A 15824-nucleotide genomic window follows, 5' to 3' on the forward strand; every position below is an offset into this window, starting at 1 on the left:
TTCCCTGGATCTTTCCAGAATTATAGGATGGTTTCCGGCCGGGTGGGGGTTCTGGGAAACTGCTTAGGCGGAAAGGTGATCGCGCTCCCGATCCCGCCCTGGATGACGGCAAGATTGTTGCGTAGGCGGCGCTGCTCGAGCGACGCGAGCAGCGCGCTGCCGTTCCAAGGGAACGCCAGTTTGCCCACCGAAAAGGTCAGGCATGGACGTCTGCTGGCGCCGGCATCGCCTTCGGCGCCGATTCCGGCGATGTTGCGCACCCGGATGGCCCGCAACGTGCCGAGGATGACGTCCCAGCATTCGGCCATCGCATGGATCAGACGATCGGTCAGGCGTTGGCAGACTGGGCGCCGACGCGGTGGGCGGGAGCCGACGCACCTGTCGCCACCCGATAGGCGATGGGGCGGAACACCAGCGCCAGCATCATCGGCCGATCGTCGATGCGCGGGGGTGGGGGCACCATCATGAACGCGAATTCGTTCTCGCAATGGTAGAGATGCGGCGCGACCTGCTGGATACCCTCAAGCGAGGGCTTGGCAGCAATCTCGTTGTTCGGCGAACGTCGCACCTCCTCCAGGAAGTCCTCGACCGACAGGAAGCTGGCGCTTTGGACCTGCACCCAGTCGAACAGCTGGCCGAACTGGACGCCGATCGAGAAGCGGCAATCCTGGATCGGGATGGCCGCCAGATAATAGCCGTCATGGGTGGGCGTGGCAGTGACCGCGCCGGTGGAGGCGTGCACGCCGTCGGCCGCGATCAGCGGCAGCGAGATCGTGCTGTCGACGAAATCGCCATATTTGAGCGGCAGGCCGAAGCGGGCTTGGGCGAGCAGGGACAGCTTGATCGGCATGCCCTCGCCGTGCAGTTCGGCCGGCAGGTACATGCGCTCCGAACCCTTCAGGTACATCAGCCCGCGCTGGCGCAACCCGCGGCGGGCGATCACCGGATCGAACAGCGGCACGGTGTCGCTCACGCCCAGGTTCACGTCGTGCTCGAACTCGTTGACCACCGCCAGCTCGTGCGCCATCGGCAGGAACATCAGCCGTCCGAGCACGGCCGCCGCGGCATCGCGCCACAGGGGAAGTTCGTCGATCGGGCTGCCGCGCAGGCGCGCCGCCGCCTGCGCGCGCTCGAAGTGCAGCGCGCCTTCCTGGATGCGCTCGCGGACCGCGCTCTGGCGTCCCTTGATGCTGTTTTCGGTGCGGATGGGGGTGCCATCGTCGCGGTAATCGATCGTCGAGCCCAGCGACGCGGTACAGATCTGCTCGATGATCGCGACATTGGAGGCGATGGCCTCGAGCGCGTAGCAATCATAGTGCTCGCCGTCGATCAGGCCCTTCTTGTCGAGCCCGGATCGCACATGTTCGCGCAGCAACAGATAGCGTCCGGCGACATGGACGCCGAACCGTTCGCGCAGGAGCGCGTCGACGTCATTCTGCACCGAGCCGTTATAGCCGAGGTCGACCAGCATCAGCGTATCGCCGGGCTGCGGGTCGGCGCATGCGCGGACATGGGTAATCAGCCGATCGGCGAAGCGGCGGTTCGACCGGACGATCTGGTTCATCCGATGCGGCTTGCGGACCTCGCGCAAGAAGGCGAGATTGCGGCCCCGGCTTTCTGGAAGCGCATTCAGAAGCTTCCTGGCTTCCGCGTCCGGGAGCAGTTGCTTGGCCAGCTTGTCGACCCTGCTGCCGATCTCGTATTCAAGATACTGGTTCACGGACGCTTCGCTGGTGAGGGACGAGGCGGTCGCGGTGAAGCGGCTGATCTCCACCGGGTGACCGGCGTCTTGCGACTTCGCCGTGCGGTGCATGCGCATCGGCAACAGGCCGTCGCGCATCAGGAACAGCCAGTGAATGGTGCCGCCGCGTTCGGCCTGGAGCGTATCGGCCTCGTGCTGCAGCCAGCGCTCGAAGGCGTGGAAGGCAGGCCCGACAACCGAGAAGCCGAGCGCCTCGGCGGGGTCCTCGATCCGCGGTTCGCCCAGCGCAAGCGCGGCGCGATGCGGCTGCGGCGTGGTCATCGTCGCACTCTGCCGCGGATTCAGCATCGCACCGATCGAGGATTCGAGCCGCAGGCGCTGTTCGGTCTTCCCGTCGAACTGCTTGAGGTGGAGCGTCTGCACGCCGAACGGGGCGACGCCGTCGACGTCCGCTGCCTTGTTGTCGCCGATGTGAAGGATCGCTTCCGGCGTACATTTCAGCGCCTTCAGCACATCTTCGTACAACCCGTCCGCCTTGGAGCGGCGGTAATGGGACGAGCAGAAGACCCGGTCGATCATCGCCGCGACGTCGGCGCCGGCGGCGCGGACGATGAGGTCGCGAAGCTGATCGGCATCCAGGTACGTGTCGGAAACGATGATCACGTCCAGCCCGCGCTTCTTGGCTTCTTGAATCAGGGCCACGGTCGGTGCGAAGGCAAAGCAATGGCGCACCTCGGCGGCGATCTCGTGCTCGATCGCGGCGGTAATCGAGGCCTTCGAGGCCGAGGGCAGCAGTTCGCGATAGATTTCCGCGATGGTCACTTCGTTCCGCCGATGACGCACCAGCGCAGCGGAGCGCGCGCGCGATTCCGCCCGCTGCCGCTGCAGTATGGTGGTGCCGGGCAGGGCGCTGAAAATGTCGCGTGGCGCGTGGCTGTCACGCCAGAGCAGCGTGTCGAAGCAGTCGAGTGATAGCAGCTTGACGCCTTCGCGCCCGTCTAGCGCCGACGGCAACGCATGCGGAAGGATGAAATCGGTCACGGTACTGTCCCTGGAAAGCGCCCGCACCGAGGGGACGCAGGAATCTTATAGGAAGGCGACGGACCAGGTCGGCAAAATCTTCCTACAATGGCGGCAGGAGCAAAGGAGCTACGATGACGATCAGTGCTTATCAGGCGGCCCGGAGCCGGGCCGAAACGCCGCGTGCGACCGAGCTGCGGCTGATGCGTGAGATCACCGCGGAAATGTTGACGGCGCATGAGGCCGGACTGAAGGGCGCATTGCTGATGCCCTCGCTGTATCGGAACCGCGAAATGTGGACGACCTTCGTTACCGACTGCGGCACGCGTGGCAACAATCTGCCGATCGAGCTTCGCGCCAAGATCATCTCGCTCGGGCTGTGGGTCGACCGCTTTACCAGCGATGTGGTTGCCGGGCGGGAATCGATCGTCGAACTGATCGAGGTGAATCGGACGATCATGGAAGGGCTTGGTGCTAGCGATCGTAGCAGCGCTCCACAGGCCGCCGCCGCCGCCTGACATTTTCCACCGCGCATAGCAGCTAGCCCCGGGGTGCTCCCCCGGGGCTTTTTTGTGCCCGGTGCGCGGGCGGCGCGCTGCGGGCGCTCCGATGCTCTGGAGAGGACTCCGGTTCCGTCCTGCGATGTTGGTGGAACACGGCGTCGGGCGCCGCGGGATGGCCGGGCGCGGGGCCTGCCGGTCAGGCGATCAGAACGAGGTCCAGTCGTCCCCACCCGCGGCCACAGCCATCGGCTTGACCGGCGAGACATAGCCGCCACCGCCGACGCTCGGCGCCTTCGCGCGGGCGGGAAGGCTGCTGCCGCCGCCAGCGCTGCGCTTGCCGATGTTGAACCGTTCGGCGCGATCCGCCAGCGCCCCGACCTCGGAGGTCAGATTGCGCGCGGCTGCGGATGTTTGCTCGACCATCGCGGCATTCTGCTGGGTAGACTGGTCCATCGTGCCGATCGTCTGCGAAATCTCCGAGATCGCCGAGGACTGGGCCTGGTTGTCGGTCGCGATCCGGCCGAGCAGATGGTGGACTTCGCCGACGTCGCTCGAGATGTTCGACAGCGCGCCATCGACCTTCTCGACCATGCCGACGGCGGTGACGATGTCGGCCTGCGTCGCGGTCAGCTGGTCGCGGGCACGGCCGGCTTCCTCTTCGGCGCGCATCGCGAGCGCGGAGACGAGATCGGCGACGACCGCGAAGCCGCGGCCTGCCTCGCCGGCGCGTCCCGCCTCGACAGCGGCGTTCATCGCGAGAACCCGCGTCTGGAACGCAATCTTGTCGAGGCCTTCGATGACGCTGTCGATGCCCTTGGCGCTTTCCGATACGCGGGTCATCGCCTGCACGGCCTCGTCGGCGGTGCTGCGGCCCGAGGCCACGACGCCGATCGTCTGGTCGGCGCGCTGGACGGTGCTGTTGGCGGCCGTCGCCGTAGCCTTGAGGCGCTGGTCCATCTGGGTGACGGCGGCGGCGGTCTCTTCCAGCGCGGAGGCATTGGCCTCGGTGCGGCGGGCAAGATCCTCGCTGGCCTGGGCGATCTCGCGCGACCCGGTGCGGATGTGCAGGGTCGATTCGAGCACCGAGCCGATCAGCTCGCGCAGGGCCGCCAGCGCATTGTTCAGGTTGCTCTTGAGCTCGCCATAGGCCGGCGGGAACTCGCTGGTGATGTCGGCAGTGAGATCGCCTTCGGCGACGCGCACCAGGCTATCGCGGACGGTGTTGGTCACCATCTGCTGCTCGGCCGCGGCGCGGGCGTCGACCTGCGCGCGCTCGGCGGCTGCAAGGCGGAACTGTTCGACCGCACGCGCAATCTCGCCCAGCTCGTCGCCGCGGCGCAGGCTCGGCACGGTGGCGGTGCCGCCTTCCGCCAGCGTCTTGGTGACACGGGCGAGCCGCGCCATCGGCTGTGCGATGGTGCGATTGATCGCGAGCCACACGACGCCGAGCGCGGCGAACGACAGGAGCGACAGGCCGATCGTCATGATCAGCGCGGTCGTTGACGAGGCATTCCCGCGTGCATTGGCCTCTTCGGACGCCTTGCGCAGCGCATCGAGCACCTTCTGCGCCTGATCGAGCGCATCGTGCGAGCGTTCCTTGCCCTCGCCCTTGATCAGCTTCAGCCCGGCATCCTTGCTGGTGACATCGGCTTCGAAGATGCGGCGGTTGGTTTCGTCGAGCTGGGTCTTGATCGTTGCGAGGCGGCCCAGATCGGCAGCCAGGGAAGGGTCGGCGACGGCGGAGACGGCCTTGATGTCGCGGTCCAGCTCGCTGGAGGCGGTGTCCAGCCGCTTCTGCAGCTTGGCGCGCTCCTCGTCGGTCAGCGCGTTGAAGTGGCTGTAGACGATGATCCGCATTTCCTTGATGTCGCTGATCACGTCGGACATGTTGGACATGCCGGCGACACTCACCTCGACATGCTTGCGCGCGATACCGGTCAGGTCGCGGTTCGAGATCCAGCCGTTGATCGCCAAGCCGACAAGCAGCAGGCCCAGAAAGCTGAATGCCACCAGCATCTTTTTGGTGAGGGGCCAATCATCAAGAAATGCGAACATAGAACATAGCACCCGCAATACCCCGGTCGCGCGCCGGAGCTGTTATTTTCGCACCGCCAATGCGGCGTGTTCCCATTATAGACTGATCGACAGCAGCACCGCTGATGCGGAAATTACGGATGGACCTGTGAAACATCCGGAAAACTGCGGGTGTGGTCCTCTTGGGCCGAGAAGCTCCAGTTCGTTTCTATAAGGCCAACAAACAGAGTGGCAGGAGCGAATGCGTGCGGGGCTTTCCGAACAAGGGATATGTGGTGCGGAGCATCGGGCTCGCGCTGCTGCTGGCGTCCAGCGCCGCCCAGGCACAGACCAAGCCGGCCGCGCCATCGCCTTCCGGTCCCAAACTAAGCATCGAGGGAAGCGTTCGGGCGCGCGCCGAAGGCATTGACGGCCAGTTCCGGCCGAAGGTCGACGACAGCATCGCCTTCGTGTCGCTGCGGACCCTGGTCGCCGCGAAGCTGGACTGGGGCGATCTGACGATCGGCGGCGAATTGCTCGACGCGCGCGGCTATGGCGAGGGCCACAACAGCTCGGTCAAGGCCAGCGACATCAACACGCTCGAGCCGCTTCAGGTCTATGCCAGCTACAAGCTGCACAATGTGCTGGGGAAAAAGGACAGCCTCGCGATGACGGCGGGCCGCTTCACCATGACCTTCGGTGCCCAGCGCCTCGTCGCGCGCGCCGATTTCGGCAACACCTTCCCGTCCTATCTCGGCGGTCGCGTCGAGTATCGCACCAAGGCGAAGGATGAGCTGGTTCTGTTTTGGACCCACCCGGTAACCGCGCTCGCCACGTCGATGGACGACATCATCGGTAACCGGGTGCAGCTCGACCATGTCGATACCGGCACCGTGTTCTTCGGTGCGGACGGCAACCTCGCGGATATCGGCCACAAAGTCAGCGTGGGCGGCTATGTCTACCGGCTCGCCGAGCAGGATCGCCCCGGCTATCAGACGCGCGATCGCCGACTGGTGACATTTGGTTTGCGCCTGCGCCGCGCGCCTGCCAAGGGCAAGCTGGACGTCGAGGGCGAAGCGGCGCTGCAGCGCGGCCGCACCCGGCTTACCAATGCCGTCACCGATCGCACCGAATATTCGGTGCATGCGGGCTTCGTCCATATCGAGGGCGGCTACACCATCGCCAGGAAATGGACGCCGCGCATTTCTGCCTTCTTCGATTATGCCAGCGGCGACGGCGCGAATCCGGGCTATGGCCGGTTCGATTCCCTCTACGGCGCCCGGCGTGCCGATTACGGTCCCGCGTCGCTGTTCGGACCGGTCGGGCTCGCCAACCTCGTTTCGCCGGGCATCCGGATCGAGGCCAAGCCGTCCAAGCGGTTCGACGCGATGGTCGCGCTGCGGGGCCTCTGGCTTGCCGAGCGGACCGACACCTTCGCGTTCACCAATGTGCGCGACAAGTCCGGTGCGTCGGGTCGCCATGCCGGCACCGAAGTGGAGATGCGCCTGCGCCGTTCGCTGATCCCGGATCGGCTGCGTGCCGAGATCGGCGCAGCCTATCTCGCCAAGGGGCGCTTCCTCACCCAGGCGCCGAACGCACCGCACACCGGCGATGCGCGCTATGGCTATGCAGACCTCGTGTTCAAATTCTGATCGGCGAGCGAGCGGACCAAAGCGATACCTGTGGCAACGCGCCACGAACCCGCATATGGTCGCCCGCGGGTGCGCAACCAAGGGCGATCGGAACGGTGCTCAACATGCTGGTGATCCTGATGGTACGTGAGGCGGGGCTGCGCAGCATGCTTGCGGCGCGGCTGGCGCTCTCCGGCATCGACGTGGTCAGCATGGAGCAGGTCGATGCAGCGCGGATCGCGCGCCTGGGCGGCAGCGCGCCGGTACTGGTGGCGGATCTGGAGGCCGTGCAAGGGCTTCCCGGGGGCCTCGCGGCGCTGTGCAGCGATCCGCTCTGGCACCGGCTGATGATCGTAGGCGGCGCAACCGAGGTGTCCGCCCCGCATCTGCATCATATCACCGTGGAGGAACCTGCTTCCGTCATCGCCGCATTGCTGCGCGATGACGGCACGGTGCAGTAAGTCACCCCTTGGGGAACAGGCCCGCGGCGAAGGCAATCCGCAGCGCTTCGGAGAGGCTGCGGACTTCGAGCTTCTCCATCAGATTGGCGCGGTAGATTTCCACGGTTCGCGGGCTGATATCCAGCTCGTACGCGATGATCTTGTTCGAGCGGCCTTCGATCAGGCCCTTCAGCACGTCGGTCTCGCGCGGCGAGAGCTTGGCGATCTTCGCCTCCGCCGTTGCGGTGCGCGCCGCGGCTTCATTGTCCTCTTCGAGCCGCGAAAACGCCTGGTCGATCACCTTGAGCAGGAACTCGGCCTCGTACGGCTTCTCGATGAAGTCGAGCGCGCCGGCCTTCATCGCCTGCACCGCCAGGCCGACATTTCCCTGACCGGTGAGAACGATCGCGACGAATTTGGGCGCGCGATCGAGCTTGATCAGGACATCGAGCCCGCTGGAGCCGGGCATATGGAAATCGAGCAGCACCACGCCCGGATCGAGCTCGCTCACCTGCTCAAGAAAGGCGTCGCCCGAGCGATAGCCGCGGACGATGAGATCGGGGCGGACCGACAACAGGCTGTGCAGCGATGCGCGAACGGCGTCGTCGTCATCGACGATGTAAATGGTTCGGGTCATTATTCTTCACCTTCTTCGACGCCGGGCAGGGTGAATCGGAACGACGCGCCGCCCCCCGGCGCGTTCTCCGCACTCAGGCAACCCCCATGGCCTTCGATAATACGCTTGCTGATCGAAAGTCCAATCCCCATTCCGCCTGCTCCTCCTTTCGTCGTACTGAACCGCGAAAACAGATTTTCCAAGACATGGGCCGGCAAGCCCGGGCCGCTGTCCGTAACCGTGATGGCGATCATTTGATCGGGTAGCTTCTCGGACGTGATCGTGATCTGTCGGTCGTCTGGATCGACAAGCTTCAATGCCTGCACGGCATTGCGCAACAGATTTACCAGAACTTGCTGGACCTGGATGCGGTCCGCCAGGATGAACCGCGCGCCCGGATCGAGGTGGAAGGCGACGCGCAGGTTGAAATGGCCGGTGCCGACCAGCACCAGTTCCACGGCGTCGCGCACGGTGCGCTCGACCGATTCCACCCGCATCTCGACTTCGCCGCGGGCGACGAAGGCACGCAGCCGGCGGATGATCTCGCCGGCGCGCTGGGTCTGCTCGGAACCCATGCGCAGCAGATCGGTGACGCGCGGTCCGCCTTCACCCCGCTCGATCAGCATGCGTGCGGCGGCGAGGAAGTTGGCGGTTGCGCTCAGCGGCTGGTTGAGCTCGTGCGCGAGGTCGGCGGCCATCTCGCTCATCGCGCTCTGGCGCGACACATGGGCGATTTCGTTGTTGAGCTCGCTCAGCCGCTGCTCGGCGGCGACCCGCTCGGTCAGGTCGCGGATGAACACGGTGATCAGCAGATGGCCGTCGCTGCGCGCCGCGCCCGATCGCATCTCGGCCGGGAAGCGCCGGCCATCGGCGGTGATCGCGGTGCCGACCAGCACTTCGCCCGCCAGCCCCTCGCCGGTCTCGACGAAGCGCTGCAACACTTCCTCATAGCCTTCGATCTCGTCCTGCGGGATCAGCATGGTGAAATGCCGGGTGACCACTTCGGACGCGCGATAGCCCCAGAGTTGCTCTGCGGCGGCGCTGAACTGGAGGATGGTACCGTCGCCGCCGAGCACGATCATCGCGTCCGGCACCGTCTCCAGCACGGTGCGCAGCTGTGCCTCGCGGCGGCGCAGTGCGGCTTCGCGCTCGTCGCGCTCGGTGATGTCTAGCGCTGCGCCCACGACACGGACGAGGTTGCCGGCGCCATCGTAGAAGCTGCGCGCGGATCCCTCGAGCGTGCGTTCCGCCCCCTTGCAACCGGTCAGCCGGTAGCGGAACGAGAAGCGCTCGGCACGTTCCGCCACCGCGTGAATCACCGTGCTGCGCAGGCTCTCCAGATCGTCCGGATCGATCAGCTGTTTCCAGGACTCGAAGCTGGAGAGCGAGCCCAGCGGCAGCCCCAGCCGCTGTTCGGTGCCCGGTGACCAGTTGATATGATCGCTGCCCACGTCCCAGTCGAAAATGCCGAGTTCGTGCGCGGCGGTCGCCTGGGCGAGCCGCTCCTCGCTGGCGCGCAGCGCCCGCAGCGCCGACACGCGCTCCGAGATGTCGAGGATGCTGTGGACGACGATCGCGCCGCGGGTAGGCGTCGCCGAGCGCAGCAGACGCTCGATCACGTGCAACTGGCTGCCGTCCTTGCGCTGCTCGATCAGTTCCTGCGCGCCGTCGGCATCGGGCAGGGCGTAGCTGCTGTTCCAGTTCGGGCAATGTGCGTGCAGCAGCATGTAGAGGTTCTGGCCCAGTGCCTCTTCTTCGCTCCAGCCGTAGAGCTGCTGACAGCCCATCGACCAGTGGATGATCATGCCGCGGGCGTCGGTCATCACCACGGTGGCACTGTCAAGGGCAAGGCTCAGCTCGGCCCGGGCGCTCTGCTCGCGCCCTACCCGGTGCACCGCCCAATAGGCGATCAGGCCGATCGCCATCACGTTGAACAGCGCCAGGACGAGATGGCCGGAAATGCCTTCGGCGCTCGCGCTTCGTTCCAGGAGCAGCTCGATCGTGGCGGGAAGCGCGGGCAGCAGGATGGCGCCCGCGACGAGGATGTTGATGGCCAGCGGATCGGAGCGCTGGATCCGGCTGGAACGCTGCTCATTCACGCGCCAATGCCCGAGCAGGATCGCCGCGGTCAGCGAGAATGCCATGATCGTGCCGGGCAGCGAAGCGCGCAGCCCCAGATTCACTGCCGAGGGGTTGGCCGCCAGCATCATCGCGGTGACCGAGGCCAGTGCGAGTGCCAGTGGCGCGATCGCGACCAGCGGCGCCACTTCGCGCAGCAGCCGCCACCGGCTGCGCGAGGCGAACGCGGCGACCGGCAGCATCAGCAGGAACACGATTGCATTCACGCCCGGGCGCCCGGCATGCGGAACCTGCATGGCGGCAATCTGGCTGGGGAACAACAGCGTTCCCAGGTCGAACGCGGGCCCGATCAGCGTCTGGGCGGTGGCCAGGATGCCGACGGCCATCCCTGCCAGGTAGAAGGGAAGCGCCACCCGATGGCGCTCCGCCTGGTCTGCAAGAACGCCTATCGCGACGCAGGTATAGCCCAGCGCAGCGACCGGCCACATGGGATAGGTGGTCGGGAGGAAGCGCTGGAGGATGGGGATGTGGAGCGCCCAGCCCGCAAGGGTAACTACCCCGCACAGGAGCGCGACGCCCGCCAAAAGCTTGGCCGTGGTAACGTTCGACAGCGACGTGCTTCGAGCCGGCGCTTGTGGATCCATTCTAGTAACGCGCAAACCACCTGTCCCTGCACAGGTCGAAGCTGAGACCCCGATATGGTCAGCATCGGTTAATTTCGCGCGAAAAGCCATAGGGAGATGCCCGGAATTCCGTCGATTCTTCTTAACCTGCAACCGGGGCGCTTGCCAAAGCGCACAGCGGCGGCGATCACTGCTTCCCGGGGACCAACAGCAGAACAGCAGGGAGTCACGCTTGATCCGAAGCTTTGCCATGGCGGCCGCATGCGTCGCCCTCACCGCGTGCGGAGGGACGGGGGGGAAGCCCGCCACCGCATCGAGCACGCCGCCCGCGCAAAAGGGGCCGGGACTGGGCAAGGGCTATAGCCATGATCCCTATCCCTCCACCTATCGCCCCTATCCGGGCGTGCCGACGCTGGTCACCAACGTCACCATCCTCGACGGCGAGGGCGGCCGGATCGACAGGGGTGCGGTGCTGTTCCGCGACGGCAAGATCGTCGCGCTGGGCCAGAATCTCGCGGCCGATGCCGGCGTGACGGTGATCGACGGGCAGGGCAAATATGTGACCCCCGGCGTGATCGACATCCACAGCCATCTCGGCGACTATCCCTCGCCCGGCGTGGATGCGCTGTCCGACGGCAACGAGGCGACCTCGCCGGTCACCGCCGATGTCTGGGCCGAGCACAGCGTCTGGCCGCAGGACCCCGGGTTTGGCCGCGCGCTGGTCAATGGCGGCGTCACCACGCTCCAGATCCTGCCCGGATCGGCGAACCTGTTCGGCGGCCGGTCGGTGTTGCTGAAGAACGTCTATGCCCGCACCATGCAGGGCATGAAGTTCCCCGGTGCGCCCTATGGCCTGAAGATGGCGTGCGGCGAGAACCCGAAGCGCGTCTATGGCAGCCGCGGTCGCGAGCCTTCCACCCGGATGGGCAATATCGCCGTCGACCGCCAGACCTGGGCGCGCGCGGCCGAGTACAAGCGCCGCTGGGAGAAATATGAGCGGGATGGCGGCGAGCCACCGTCGCGGGACATCGCCATGGACACGCTGCGCGGCGTGCTCGACGGCGAGATTCGCGTGCAGAATCACTGCTATCGCGCCGACGAGATGGCCAATGTCATGGATATGGCCAAGGAGTTCGGCTATCATGTCTCGGCATTTCACCATGCGGTGGAGGCCTATAAGATCGCGGATCTCCTGAAGGCCAACAACACCTGCGCCGCCGTCTGGGCCGACTGGTACGGTTTCAAGATGGAATCCTACGACGCGGTGCCCGAAAACCTCGCCATCCTGGAGAAGGAAGGCGCCTGCGCGATGATCCATTCGGACGACGCCAACGGCATCCAGCGGCTGAACCAGGAAGTGGCCAAGGCGCGCGCTTCGGCGATCCGCGGCGGCTTCGACGTCTCCGAGGCGACGGCGTGGAAGTGGCTTTCGATCAATCCGGCGCTGGCGCTCGGCATCGCCGACAAGACCGGCAGCCTGAAGCCCGGCAAGATGGCCGATGTGGTGCTGTGGAACGGCAATCCGTTCAGCGTCTACACCCGGCCCGAAATGGTGTGGGTCGATGGCGCGCTGCTGTATGACGCCAAGGATCCCAAGCGCCGCCCGGTTTCCGATTTCGAGCTCGGCCAGCCGGGCGAGGGGGATGTGAAGTGAGGAAGACCCTGTTTCTCGCCGCGGCGGCCTGCGTGGCGCTCGCGGCGCCTGCGATGGCGCAGGACGTGGCGATCACCAACGCCAAGCTGGTGATCGGCGATGGTTCGGCCCCCGTGGAGGGCGGCACGGTGGTGGTGCGCGGCGGCAAGGTCGTCGCGGCCGGACGCGGCGTCGCGGTGCCGGCGGGCGTGCAGACGGTCGATGCCGGCGGGCGCTATGTCACGCCGGGGATCTTCGCCGGCTTCACCCGCCTGGGCATCGTCGAGGTCGACGGCGTGGCCGTCACCAACGATGCGGCGGCGGGAAGCTCGCCGTTCAACGCCGCGCTCGACGTGACCCCGGCGGTCAATCCCCGTTCGACGCCGGTCGCGATCAACCGGGCGGACGGTGTCACGCGCGCCGTCGTCGCCCCGGACAACAGCAAGGGCTCGATCTTCGCCGGCCAGGGCGCGGTGATCGATACCCGCAGCGACCTGCACGCGGTGGCCCGGCCGCGCGCCTTCCAGTTCATGGAATATGGCGAGAGCGGCGGGCGTGCGGCCGGCGGCAGCCGGCCGGCGGCGATCGCCATGCTGCGGAACGCGTTTGCCGAAGCGCGCGACTATGCCCGCAATCCGGCAAGCTTCGCCGGGCGCGGCAAGGATGCGCTGCTCACCCGCGCCGATGCCGAAGCCCTTGCAGCCGTCGTGCAGGGCAAGGTGCCGCTGCTCGTCCATGTCGAGCGCGCATCGGACATCCTGGTGCTGCTCCAGCTCAAGCGCGAGACGCCGGGGCTGAAGCTGGTGCTGGTCGGCGCGACCGAGGGCTGGACGGTGGCGAAGGACATCGCCGCCGCGGGCGTGCCGGTGATCGCCTCGCCGCTCAACGACCTGCCGGCAAGCTTCGAGCAGCTTGCCGCCACCCAGTCCAACATCGGCCGGCTGCGGACGGCGGGCGTGCTGGTCGGCATCGGTACCATCAACGACGACGAGGCGCGCCAGGCCCGGCTGGAGAAGCAATATGCCGGCAACCTGGTGGCGCTGACCCGTGTGCCGGGCGCGACCGGTCTCGACTGGAACGCGGCCTTCGCGGCGATCAGCGCCAAGCCGGCCGAGGCGCTGGGGATGGGCGATGCCTTCGGGTCGCTGCGCACCGGCCGTGTAGGCGACGTGGTGGTGTGGGACGGCGATCCGCTGGAGATCGGCAGCATGCCGGTGAAGCTGTTCATCGACGGTGTCGAGCAGCCGCTGACCAGCCGCCAGACCCGCCTGCGCGACCGCTACTGGAAGCCCGAGGAAGGGGCATTGCCCAAGGCCTATCAACGCTGATCACGGGCGTTCAATACGGAACCTTCACGATCGCGGAAGCTTTGGCGGCAAGGTGGAACGAGCCCGGCGCGGACGAGAACCGCGTCGGGCCATTTGGAGTGTGAAACCATGATGAAGCGGGTTCTTGTTTCGGCTGTCGCACTGGCGCTGGCGGGGTGCCAGCAGGGTGGCGAGGCGACCGGCAACGCGGCGGCGAACGCCGCCGAGGCCAATGCGGTGGTCGACAATGCGGCCGACGGCAACAATGTCGCGGCGCAGGTGATCGCGATGAACGACGCGCAGCGCAACGTCGTCTTCATCCGCGCGATCATGGATGCGGGCCTGAAATGCGACCATGTCGACAGCTCGGTGCGGCTGCCCGATCAGGACGGCAACCCGCTGTGGCGCGCCAACTGCAAGGGTGGTGCCGCACACATGATCATCATCACGCCCGACGGCACCGCCAAGATCGTCAGCCGCACCGATCAGTGACGTCGGCCTCGGCGAGGAGGAAGGGCGACACGACCCGCAGCGCGCGGGCGACGGTCTCCTCCTTCTCGCCGACCGGCGCGACATAGTGGATCGCGTCGCGCGCAGCGGCGATGCCGGCACCCCGCGCGATCATCCACGTCGCCAGATAGTGCGACGCGAGGCAGCCACCGGCGGTGGCGACATTGCCATGCGCGACGAACGGTGCGTCCAGCACCTCGACACCCGCCTCGATCACCCAGGGCTTGGTGGTCAGATCGGTGCAGGCGGGCAGCGCGCCGATCAGGCCGAGTCTGGCGAGCAGCAGCGTCCCCGAACATTGTGCGCCGATCAGCTGGCGTGCGGGATCGAGATGCAACTGCCCCAGCAGGTCGGGATCGGCGGCGATCTCGCGGGTCTTCGATCCGCTGCCGATCAGCACCGCATCGGCCTCGTTGGCGAAGGCGAGGGGGCGCTGTCGCCGGACGGTGACGCCGTTCAGCGAGGTCACTTCCTCGGTCGGCGAGGTGATGTACGCCGCCCAGCCCTGCGCCCGCAGCCGGTTGAGGATCGCGGCGGCGATGAACGAATCGAGTTCGTTGAAACCATCGAACGTCAGTACCGCAATCTGCATGGCTGTTCCCTTTTCGCGGCCCGAAGACCGCGTTTTCGTGACGATCAGTGTTTGGCCGTTGCCTGATCTTCGAGGTGTATCGACGCGGCAACCATATCGCGGATGTCGCTTCCGAAGCGATGGTCGTAGAACAGCCAGGCGCTGGTCACGACGAGGGCCCAGAACAGGCTTACCAGCGAGCCGATCAGGAAATATTCCGCGAACGGTTGTTCATCCAGCTTCTTGAAGCGTGCGACGGTCTTCAGCGCGATAACCCCGGCGAGGATTTCCCAGCGTTGCAGCAGCATCGCCGTGGCGATGAGCAGGCGCTCGACGGTGCCGATCCAGCGCCCGGCGCTATGGCCAGGATCCGGTTCGGCCGCCGTTACGTCCTTCAAACCGGTAAGGGCGAAGATCTGGCGAGTCAGCCAGTTGCCGGCAATCGTCAGCAGGCAGAGCGCGATCGACGAATAGACCAGCGCATGGATCATGTCGCAGCTTCCTCCAGTCCGAACTGGCGATCCAGCGCTTGCAACGTCGTTCGAATCGTGTGCAAGTGCAGATCATACAGCTCGAAATTGCCGGAACTCCGTACCTTGTAGACGCTGCGAGGGGAAACGTGGCGATGCCGGGCCACCTCGGCAGTGGACTGGCCACCGAGCAGTGCCTCGATGTCGCGCCGCTGGGTTTCGGTCCATCCGCGCTCGATTGCCGTCAGGCTGGCGGCACTGGCTTCGAGCAGGTTCTCGATGATCGGCGCATCGGGTAGAATGAAGCGATAGAGCCGATCGCTGCGCTTTTCATTGAGGCGTTCCCGCGTGGTGGCGAGGCCGGGCCCCATCATGTTCCAGGCACGATTCGGATTGAGCGGGGTCTTGAGGGTTACCACGCCGATTGCAAAGCGGCACTCGACCGAAGCTTCCATCAGATCAAACCGAACATGGCGCGCTATCTCGAAAGCCGCGGCGAGGGACCGGGTGATGCCCTGAAACTCGTCGCCCAGCGTAATCGTGAGCGGCGAGACAATCCTTGTCCCCGCAGCGCGGTTCTGCTGCTCGAGAACCTGGTTGAATCGGGCGTGCAGAGCGGCGACATCGGCGCTACCCTCGCTCTCGACCAGGTCTCCCATCAGAGCAACGTAGGTGGTCGTGTCCGTACCCATTACGGGGTGGACTG

14 protein-coding genes are annotated in these 15824 nt (G+C 66.1%); 6 read left to right on the forward strand and 8 right to left on the reverse strand.

Going from position 1 to position 15824, the window contains the following annotated elements; all coding sequences use genetic code 11:
* Nucleotides 1-20 precede the first annotated feature (20 nt).
* Both SAZ01S_RS03595 and SAZ01S_RS03600 read right to left on the reverse strand, forming a co-directional pair.
* Nucleotides 21-308 (reverse strand): hypothetical protein, encoded by a 288-nt coding sequence (locus SAZ01S_RS03595; RefSeq protein WP_084580149.1) that lies wholly within the window; start codon nt 306-308, stop codon nt 21-23.
* Nucleotides 309-328: 20 nt separating this feature from the next.
* Nucleotides 329-2743, reverse strand: a complete 2415-nt coding sequence (locus SAZ01S_RS03600; protein WP_084580152.1) for an HAD family hydrolase — start codon at nt 2741-2743, stop codon at nt 329-331.
* A 113-nt stretch (nt 2744-2856) separates the two neighbouring features.
* Between SAZ01S_RS03600 and flaF the strand changes: the two genes are divergently transcribed.
* On the forward strand, nt 2857-3240 hold the full coding sequence (gene flaF, locus SAZ01S_RS03605; protein WP_084580154.1) for a flagellar biosynthesis regulator FlaF: 384 nt from the start codon (nt 2857-2859) through the stop codon (nt 3238-3240).
* 189 nt (nt 3241-3429) lie between these two features.
* On the opposite strand, the gene SAZ01S_RS03610 is transcribed toward flaF, so the two are convergent.
* The gene (locus tag SAZ01S_RS03610) at nt 3430-5241 is read right to left on the reverse strand and encodes a methyl-accepting chemotaxis protein (RefSeq protein ID WP_084580388.1); all 1812 of its coding nucleotides are present in this window, start codon (nt 5239-5241) and stop codon (nt 3430-3432) included.
* Between the two features lie 263 nt (nt 5242-5504).
* Between SAZ01S_RS03610 and SAZ01S_RS03615 the strand changes: the two genes are divergently transcribed.
* Both SAZ01S_RS03615 and SAZ01S_RS03620 read left to right on the forward strand, forming a co-directional pair.
* Entirely contained in the window at nt 5505-6890 is a 1386-nt protein-coding gene (locus SAZ01S_RS03615; RefSeq protein ID WP_167693059.1) for an alginate export family protein, read from the forward strand.
* 104 nt (nt 6891-6994) lie between these two features.
* Nucleotides 6995-7330: a hypothetical protein gene (locus SAZ01S_RS03620; RefSeq protein ID WP_245824567.1), complete on the forward strand. Its 336-nt coding sequence runs from the start codon at nt 6995-6997 to the stop codon at nt 7328-7330.
* A 1-nt stretch (nt 7331) separates the two neighbouring features.
* Here the strand turns inward: SAZ01S_RS03620 and SAZ01S_RS03625 are convergent, their stop codons facing one another.
* Nucleotides 7332-7946, reverse strand: a complete 615-nt coding sequence (locus SAZ01S_RS03625; RefSeq protein ID WP_084580159.1) for a response regulator transcription factor — start codon at nt 7944-7946, stop codon at nt 7332-7334.
* The gene (locus SAZ01S_RS03630; protein WP_084580161.1) at nt 7946-10648 is read right to left on the reverse strand and encodes a PAS domain-containing sensor histidine kinase; all 2703 of its coding nucleotides are present in this window, start codon (nt 10646-10648) and stop codon (nt 7946-7948) included. Before SAZ01S_RS03630 ends, SAZ01S_RS03625 begins: the two co-directional genes overlap by 1 nt.
* Before the next feature lie 229 nt (nt 10649-10877).
* Here SAZ01S_RS03630 and SAZ01S_RS03635 point away from each other — a divergent pair, with 229 nt between their 5' ends.
* The 3 genes from SAZ01S_RS03635 to SAZ01S_RS03645 all read left to right on the forward strand — a co-directional run bounded on the left by SAZ01S_RS03635 (nt 10878) and on the right by SAZ01S_RS03645 (nt 14059).
* Nucleotides 10878-12281, forward strand: coding sequence for an amidohydrolase (locus SAZ01S_RS03635; RefSeq protein ID WP_084580163.1), 1404 nt, complete (start codon nt 10878-10880; stop codon nt 12279-12281).
* Nucleotides 12278-13588, forward strand: coding sequence for an amidohydrolase family protein (locus SAZ01S_RS03640; RefSeq protein WP_084580165.1), 1311 nt, complete (start codon nt 12278-12280; stop codon nt 13586-13588). The genes SAZ01S_RS03635 and SAZ01S_RS03640 overlap by 4 nt, the downstream gene beginning before the upstream one ends.
* 108 nt (nt 13589-13696) lie before the next feature.
* Entirely contained in the window at nt 13697-14059 is a 363-nt protein-coding gene (locus SAZ01S_RS03645) for a hypothetical protein (RefSeq protein WP_084580167.1), read from the forward strand.
* On the opposite strand, the gene SAZ01S_RS03650 is transcribed toward SAZ01S_RS03645, so the two are convergent.
* The 3 genes from SAZ01S_RS03650 to SAZ01S_RS03660 are packed head-to-tail and all read right to left on the reverse strand — an operon-like array spanning nt 14040 to nt 15777.
* Nucleotides 14040-14669, reverse strand: coding sequence for a DJ-1/PfpI family protein (locus tag SAZ01S_RS03650; RefSeq protein ID WP_084580169.1), 630 nt, complete (start codon nt 14667-14669; stop codon nt 14040-14042). The genes SAZ01S_RS03645 and SAZ01S_RS03650 overlap by 20 nt on opposite strands.
* 44 nt (nt 14670-14713) lie before the next feature.
* Entirely contained in the window at nt 14714-15139 is a 426-nt protein-coding gene (locus SAZ01S_RS03655; protein WP_084580171.1) for a hypothetical protein, read from the reverse strand.
* Complete coding sequence (locus SAZ01S_RS03660) at nt 15136-15777, reverse strand: SatD family protein (RefSeq protein ID WP_245824568.1); 642 nt, start codon at nt 15775-15777, stop codon at nt 15136-15138. Before SAZ01S_RS03660 ends, SAZ01S_RS03655 begins: the two co-directional genes overlap by 4 nt.
* Between the last annotated feature and the right edge of the window lie 47 nt (nt 15778-15824).

It is taken from the genome of Sphingomonas azotifigens NBRC 15497, assembly GCF_002091475.1.
GTDB classification, from domain to species: domain Bacteria; phylum Pseudomonadota; class Alphaproteobacteria; order Sphingomonadales; family Sphingomonadaceae; genus Sphingomonas; species Sphingomonas azotifigens.

Coding starts and splice junctions, on each gene's coding strand:
- SAZ01S_RS03595 (WP_084580149.1), bottom strand. CDS start 308: ATGGCCGAATGCTGGGACGTCATCCTCGGCACGTTGCGGGCCATCCGG.
- flaF (WP_084580154.1), top strand. CDS start 2,857: ATGACGATCAGTGCTTATCAGGCGGCCCGGAGCCGGGCCGAAACGCCG.
- SAZ01S_RS03610 (WP_084580388.1), bottom strand. CDS start 5,241: ATGCTGGTGGCATTCAGCTTTCTGGGCCTGCTGCTTGTCGGCTTGGCG.
- SAZ01S_RS03620 (WP_245824567.1), top strand. CDS start 6,995: ATGCTGGTGATCCTGATGGTACGTGAGGCGGGGCTGCGCAGCATGCTT.
- SAZ01S_RS03625 (WP_084580159.1), bottom strand. CDS start 7,946: ATGACCCGAACCATTTACATCGTCGATGACGACGACGCCGTTCGCGCA.
- SAZ01S_RS03630 (WP_084580161.1), bottom strand. CDS start 10,648: ATGGATCCACAAGCGCCGGCTCGAAGCACGTCGCTGTCGAACGTTACC.
- SAZ01S_RS03635 (WP_084580163.1), top strand. CDS start 10,878: ATGGCGGCCGCATGCGTCGCCCTCACCGCGTGCGGAGGGACGGGGGGG.
- SAZ01S_RS03645 (WP_084580167.1), top strand. CDS start 13,697: ATGATGAAGCGGGTTCTTGTTTCGGCTGTCGCACTGGCGCTGGCGGGG.
- SAZ01S_RS03650 (WP_084580169.1), bottom strand. CDS start 14,669: ATGCAGATTGCGGTACTGACGTTCGATGGTTTCAACGAACTCGATTCG.
- SAZ01S_RS03655 (WP_084580171.1), bottom strand. CDS start 15,139: ATGATCCATGCGCTGGTCTATTCGTCGATCGCGCTCTGCCTGCTGACG.
- SAZ01S_RS03660 (WP_245824568.1), bottom strand. CDS start 15,777: ATGGGAGACCTGGTCGAGAGCGAGGGTAGCGCCGATGTCGCCGCTCTG.